The organism is Micromonospora sp. LOL_013, assembly GCF_048060315.1.
GTDB lineage: Bacteria > Actinomycetota > Actinomycetes > Mycobacteriales > Micromonosporaceae > Micromonospora_E.
Genome location: NZ_JBHMIQ010000074.1, coordinates 1 through 5,996 on the forward strand (window position 1 = coordinate 1; position 5,996 = coordinate 5,996).

The following is a 5,996-nucleotide window of genomic DNA, read 5'->3' on the forward strand; positions in this document are numbered from 1 at the left end:
AGGGCACTTTCTACATCCGGGGTCCTGCCGGTCCAACCTTCATCGGTGGATCGAGGCTAAGGCCGCCCGAAGGCGGCCTTAGGATGTGGTGTTCGGGTTTCCCCTAGGCACCGTTAGAAGAGTTCTGTATCAAGAGGAGCACACTTCAGCTGGCTGCTGCAACCTAAACACTGCGTTCAGTCACAGCTGAGGCCAAGCGCGGCAGCGTCTGCCGCACGTCAGCGCGTCGGTCACCGACTGGCGGACAGATCCCGGGCGATCAGTTCGGCGATCTGGATGGTGTTCAGCGCCGAACCCTTGCGCAGGTTGTCGCCGGTGACGAAGAAGTCGATGGCCCGGGGGTCGTCCATCGACCGGCGGATCCGGCCGACCCAGGACGGCTCGGTACCGACCGCGTCGATCGGCATCGGGAACTCGGCGTTCGCCGGGTCGTCGACCACGATCACCCCGGGCGCGTTGCGCAGCACCTCGCGGGCACCGTCCGCGGTCACCTCACTGCCGAAGACCGCGTGTACGGCGACCGAGTGCCCGGTCACCACCGGCACCCGCACGCAGGTGGAGGAGACCTTCAGATCCGGCAGGCCGAGGATCTTGCGGGACTCGTCGCGGAGTTTCAGCTCCTCGGTGGACCAGCCGGCGTCGGCCAGCTCGCCGGTGAACGGCACCACGTTGAGCGCCAGCGGCGCCGGGAACGGGCCGAGGTCGTCGCCGACCGCCTGACGTACGTCGCCCGGCCGGGAGCCGAGCGTGCGGTCGCTGGCCGCCCTGGTCAGCTGGCTGTGCAGCAGGTCCACGCCGAACCGGCCGGCTCCGGAGACCGACTGGTAGCTGGCCAGCACCAGCTCACGCAGGCCGTACTCGCGGTGCAGCGGGGCGATCGCGACGATCATGGCCAGGACGGTGCAGTTGGCGTTGGAGACGATCCGGCGCGGCCGGCGGCGTACCTGCTCGGCGTTGATCTCCGGCACGACCAGCGGTACGCCGGGGTCCATCCGGAACGCACCCGAGTTGTCGACCACGGTCGCGCCGCGTTCGGTGGCGACCGGTGTCCACTGCCGGGACACGTCGTCCGGCACGTCCACCATGACGACGTCGACCCCGTCGAAGGCTTCCGGGCTGACCTGGTGCACCGGGAGGTCCTCGCCCCGGCAACGCACCAGCCGCCCGGCGGAGCGGGATGAGGCCAGCAACCGGATCTCGCCCCAGACGTTGGCCCGGGAGGTGAGTAGTTCGCACATGACGGCGCCGACGGCGCCGGTCGCACCGAGCACCGCGAGGGTGGGCAGCGGGCGTGCCCTGGTGTCAGGCACCGGGGCTCACCGGCCGGTGCCTGCGTAGACCACCGCCTCCTCCGTACCGCCGAGGTCGAAGGCGGCGTGCACCGCGCGTACCGCCGCATCCAGGTCGGTGTCCCGGCAGACGACCGACACCCGGATCTCCGAGGTGGAGATCATCTCGATGTTGACGCCGGCGTCGGCGAGAGCGGCGAAGAAGTTGGCGGCCACGCCCGGGTGGGAACGCATCCCGGCACCGATCAGCGACACCTTGCCGACGTGGTCGTCGTAGAGCAGGCCCTTGAAGGCGATCCGCTCCTGCTCCTTGCCCAGCGCCGCCATCGCGGTCGGGCCGTCCGCCTTCGGCAGGGTGAAGGAGACGTCGGTACGGCCGGTGCCCTCGGTCGACACGTTCTGCACGATCATGTCGATGTTGGTCTCCGCGTTGGCCACCGTCTCGAAGATGCGGGCGGCGGCGCCCGGCTCGTCGGGAACGCCGACGATGGTGATCTTCGCCTCGCTCCGGTCGTGGGCGACTCCGGTGATGAGTGCTTGCTCCACGGAAAGATCCTCCATCGATCCGGTCACCATGGTGCCGGTGTTGGTCGAGTACGACGAGCGGACGTGGATCGGCAGGCCGGCCCGGCGGGCGTACTCGACGCTGCGCAGGTGCAGCACCTTCGCCCCGCAGGCGGCCAGCTCCAGCATCTCCTCGTAGGTGATCTGCTTGATGTGCCGGGCGTTCGGCACGATCCGGGGGTCGGCGGTGAACACCCCGTCGACGTCGGTGTAGATCTCGCAGACGTCGGCCTGCAGCGCGGCGGCGAGCGCCACCGCCGTGGTGTCCGAACCACCGCGGCCCAGCGTGGTGATGTCCTTGGTGTCCTGGGACACGCCCTGGAAACCAGCCACGATCGCCACTGCGCCCTCATCCAGGGCGCCCTGCAGCCGCCCTGGGGTGACGTCGATGATCCGGGCCCGGCCGTGCACCGAGGTGGTCAGCACACCGGCCTGCGAGCCGGTGTAGGACCGCGCCTCGTAGCCCAGGTTGTGGATCGCCATGGCGAGCAACGCCATCGAGATCCGCTCGCCGGAGGTGAGCAGCATGTCCAGCTCCCGACCGGGCGGCAGCGGGCTGATCTGCCCGGCGAGGTCGAGCAGCTCGTCGGTGGTGTCGCCCATCGCGGAGACGACCGCCACGACGTCGTCGCCGGACTTGCGGGCCGCGACGATCCGCTCGGCGACCCGCTTGATGCGTTCGGCGTCGGCGACCGAGGACCCGCCGTACTTCTGCACCACCAGTGCCACGGCGGTCCACTCCCCTCCAGCTGCTGCCAACCTGCCGGCATCAGGGTACCGGCGTCCGGAGCCCGCGCAGACAGCCGTTCCCACGATCCGGCCGGGTGCGGTCACCGCCCGTGTCCGTCGGGGACGGCCGGTCGTTCGGCCCGGCCCGGTTCGCGACACGCCGACGGCCCGCCGTCGGACCGTAAGGCCGCAGGTCGTCGGCGGGCCGGCGACGGAAATCGGCGTGTCCGTGGGCCGCCCGGCCGCAAAACCCGAGCGGGTACGCAGAATGGGCGGATGCGTTCCCGGGGTCCCGTAGCGTCACGAAACTCGCCTGCCGCGCTGGCCTGCGTGGCGTTCGTCACGTTGTCCCTGCTGGGCTGCGATTCCACCGATCCGGTGACGTCGCCGCAGGGCACGCCGACCGGCGAGCAGTCGCCGTCGGCGCCAGGGAGCACCCCGCCGGCCGAACCACGGGCGCAGTTGGCGGCGGCGGCCGCCGCCGCCAGCGACCTGCGGATGACAGCGTTCTACACGTTGCAGACCCCAGGTCGGCCGGACCGGACGGTGGCGGTGACCCTGGCCGAGGACGGCGGGTGGCGGGTGGACATTCCGGGCGGCGCCCCAGGCGGCGCGGGCGGTACGAGCAGCACGAGCGGCACGGGCGACGTCGCGATGGCACAGAACGACGATGGCCTGTTCCGATGTGCGCTGCCGTCGGCCGGAAACCCGGTGACGTCGTACTGTGTCCGGCTGGGCGACCCGGACGCGGCGGTCGAACCGGCGCTCGACCCTCGGCTGCACCACCTGTTCGCCGACTGGCGGGCGGTGCTGGCCGACCGGCGTGCCCCGCTGGCGGTGTCGGTGACCGAACCGCTCGACGGCGCCGACGGCACCTGCTTCTCCGTGGAGTCGACCACCACCTCGTTGCAGCCGCCACTGGACGTGGGAATCTACTGCTACCGCCCGGACGGCACCCTCACCGGCGCACGGCTGGAGCTCGGGACGCTGCTGTTGGCGGGCCAGCCGGGCGCGGCCCCGCCGTCGATCACGCTGCCGGGCCCGGTGACCACCGGGGTGCCGCCGAACGGTGCCGGCACCCCGCCGACGAGCAGCGGATCCACGACCGGCACCGGCTGAGATTTCCGGCCGGGCTTTGCCAACCCGCGATCACCACGTAGGGTGAGAGCCGTCATGTGGCAGGCGCTCCTCCTTCGCTGCCGCGACGAGGCCCCCGAGGCCGGCACCTCGTCGCGGAGTTGACCCGCGCCGCCTTGACCCCATCCGCGCCCACGCTGTCCAGCCGCTCCGGCACCGTTCGCCGCACCTGGGCGAGCGCGCCGCCCAGCTGACCGAACCGGGCCGCCGCCCTTCGCCGTACCGACGCGGCCACCGCGACCGAAACGGCCACCATGACCGACGCGGCCACCGCGACCGGATCGCCGCCGGGCCCTGCCGGCCGACCGGACCGAGGTGCCGCCGCCGGCCGGCGGACGCGACAGCGCGGGACCGTCCCAGACCAGGAGATCGCACCATGGCACAGCCAACCGCCGGCCCAGCACGGCAGTCCGTCGACGTCCAGCCCACCACCGATCGGGTCGCCACCGACCAGCCCGCCACCGATCCGATCGCCCGGCAGCAGCCGAGCCGGATGGCGTACCAGCGTTATCAGCCCTACCACCAGCAGTTCGCCGTCGACGTACCCGACCGGCAGTGGCCAACCCGCCGCATCAAGCAGCCGCCCCGGTGGTGCGCCGTCGACCTGCGTGACGGCAACCAGGCGCTGATCGACCCGATGTCGCCGGACCGCAAACGCCGGATGTTCCAGCTGCTGGTGCAGATGGGCTACAAGGAGATCGAGGTCGGCTTCCCGGCGGCCAGCCAGACCGATTTCGAGTTCGTCCGGCAGCTGATCGAGCAGGACCTGATCCCCGAGGACGTCACGATCCAGGTGCTGACCCAGTGCCGGGAGCATCTGATCGACCGGACCTTCGAGTCGCTGCGCGGCGCGAAGCGGGCCATCGTGCACTTCTACAACTCGACGTCGGTGCTGCAGCGCCGGGTGGTCTTCGGCCTGGACAAGGCCGGGATCACCGACATCGCCACCACCGGGGCGCGGCTGTGCCAGAAGTACGCCGAGATCCACACCCCGGACACCGACATCTTCTACGAGTACTCCCCCGAGTCGTACACCGGCACCGAGCTGGACTACGCGCTGGAGGTGTGCAGCGCGGTCATCGACGTGATCGCGCCGACCCCGGACCGGCCGCTGATAATCAACCTGCCGGCCACCGTCGAGATGGCCACCCCCAACGTGTACGCCGACTCGATCGAGTGGATGCACCGGCGGCTGCCACAGCGGGAGAGTGTGGTGCTGTCGCTGCACCCGCACAACGACCGGGGCACCGCCGTGGCCGCCGCCGAGCTGGGTCTGCTGGCCGGCGCGGACCGGATCGAGGGTTGCCTGTTCGGCAACGGTGAACGCACCGGCAACGTCGACCTGGTAACTCTGGGGCTGAACCTGTTCAGCCAGGGTGTCGACCCACAGATCGACTTCAGCCAGATCGACGAGATCAAGCGGACCGTCGAGTACTGCAACCAGCTGCCGGTGCACGAGCGGCACCCGTACGCCGGGGACCTGGTTTACACCGCGTTCTCCGGCTCCCACCAGGATGCCATCAACAAGGGCTTTGACGCGCTGGCCGCCGACGCCGACGCAGCCGGCGTCCAGGTCGACGAACACTCCTGGGGGGTGCCGTACCTGCCGATCGACCCGCGTGACGTGGGGCGCACCTACGAGGCGGTGATCCGGGTCAACTCGCAGTCCGGCAAGGGCGGGGTGGCGTACGTTATGCGCCAGGAACACAACCTGGACCTGCCCCGGCGGCTGCAGATCGAGTTCTCCGGCGTGGTGCAGGCCGTCACCGACGACTCCGGCGGCGAAATCGAGCCGCAGCGGATGTGGGACATCTTCGCCGACGAGTACCTCGGCGGTCAGCGGACCGGGCCGGCGGTGACCCTGGAGTCGTACGCGACAAGCACGGTCGACGGCAAGGTGGAAGCGACCTCGGTGGTCGTGGTCGACGGCGTCCGGCACACCCTGGACTCGGCGGGCAACGGCCCGATCGACGCATACGTCAACGCGCTGCAGGCGGTGAACGTCAGCGTGCGGGTGCTGGACTACCACGAGCACGCGCTTTCCGCTGGCGGCGACGCGCAGGCGGCGGCGTACGTGGAGTGCGAGGTCGGCGACCGTACGGTCTGGGGTGTCGGGCTGGACTCGAACATCGTGATCGCCTCGGTGCGGGCAGTGACCAGCGCGGTGAACCGCAGCCGACGCGCCGGCTGAGCCGGCGGCACCGAGCCAAGATCCACTTAGAGCGACCGGCAATAGGCGTTACCTGAGTCGGCGGGTTGTCGGCCGGGTGTCCCAGC

Annotated in this window: 4 protein-coding genes; 2 read left to right on the forward strand and 2 right to left on the reverse strand. The window is 70.6% G+C overall.

All coding sequences use genetic code 11. The annotated features are described in order from the left end of the window. Positions 1-230: 230 nt before the first annotated feature. A complete protein-coding gene (locus tag ACFHWS_RS28165) occupies positions 231-1,310 on the reverse strand; it encodes an aspartate-semialdehyde dehydrogenase (protein ID WP_416569542.1) in 1,080 nt (359 codons plus the stop codon). A gap of 6 nt (positions 1,311-1,316) precedes the next feature. Next, positions 1,317-2,582: an aspartate kinase gene (locus tag ACFHWS_RS28170; RefSeq protein ID WP_416556612.1), complete on the reverse strand. Its 1,266-nt coding sequence runs from the start codon at positions 2,580-2,582 to the stop codon at positions 1,317-1,319. A gap of 276 nt (positions 2,583-2,858) precedes the next feature. Here ACFHWS_RS28170 and ACFHWS_RS28175 point away from each other — a divergent pair, with 276 nt between their 5' ends. Further along, on the forward strand, positions 2,859-3,701 hold the full coding sequence (locus tag ACFHWS_RS28175; RefSeq protein ID WP_416556611.1) for a hypothetical protein: 843 nt from the start codon (positions 2,859-2,861) through the stop codon (positions 3,699-3,701). 511 nt (positions 3,702-4,212) lie between these two features. Beyond that, entirely contained in the window at positions 4,213-5,910 is a 1,698-nt protein-coding gene (gene leuA, locus ACFHWS_RS28180) for a 2-isopropylmalate synthase (protein WP_416569543.1), read from the forward strand. The last annotated feature ends 86 nt before the right edge of the window (positions 5,911-5,996 follow it).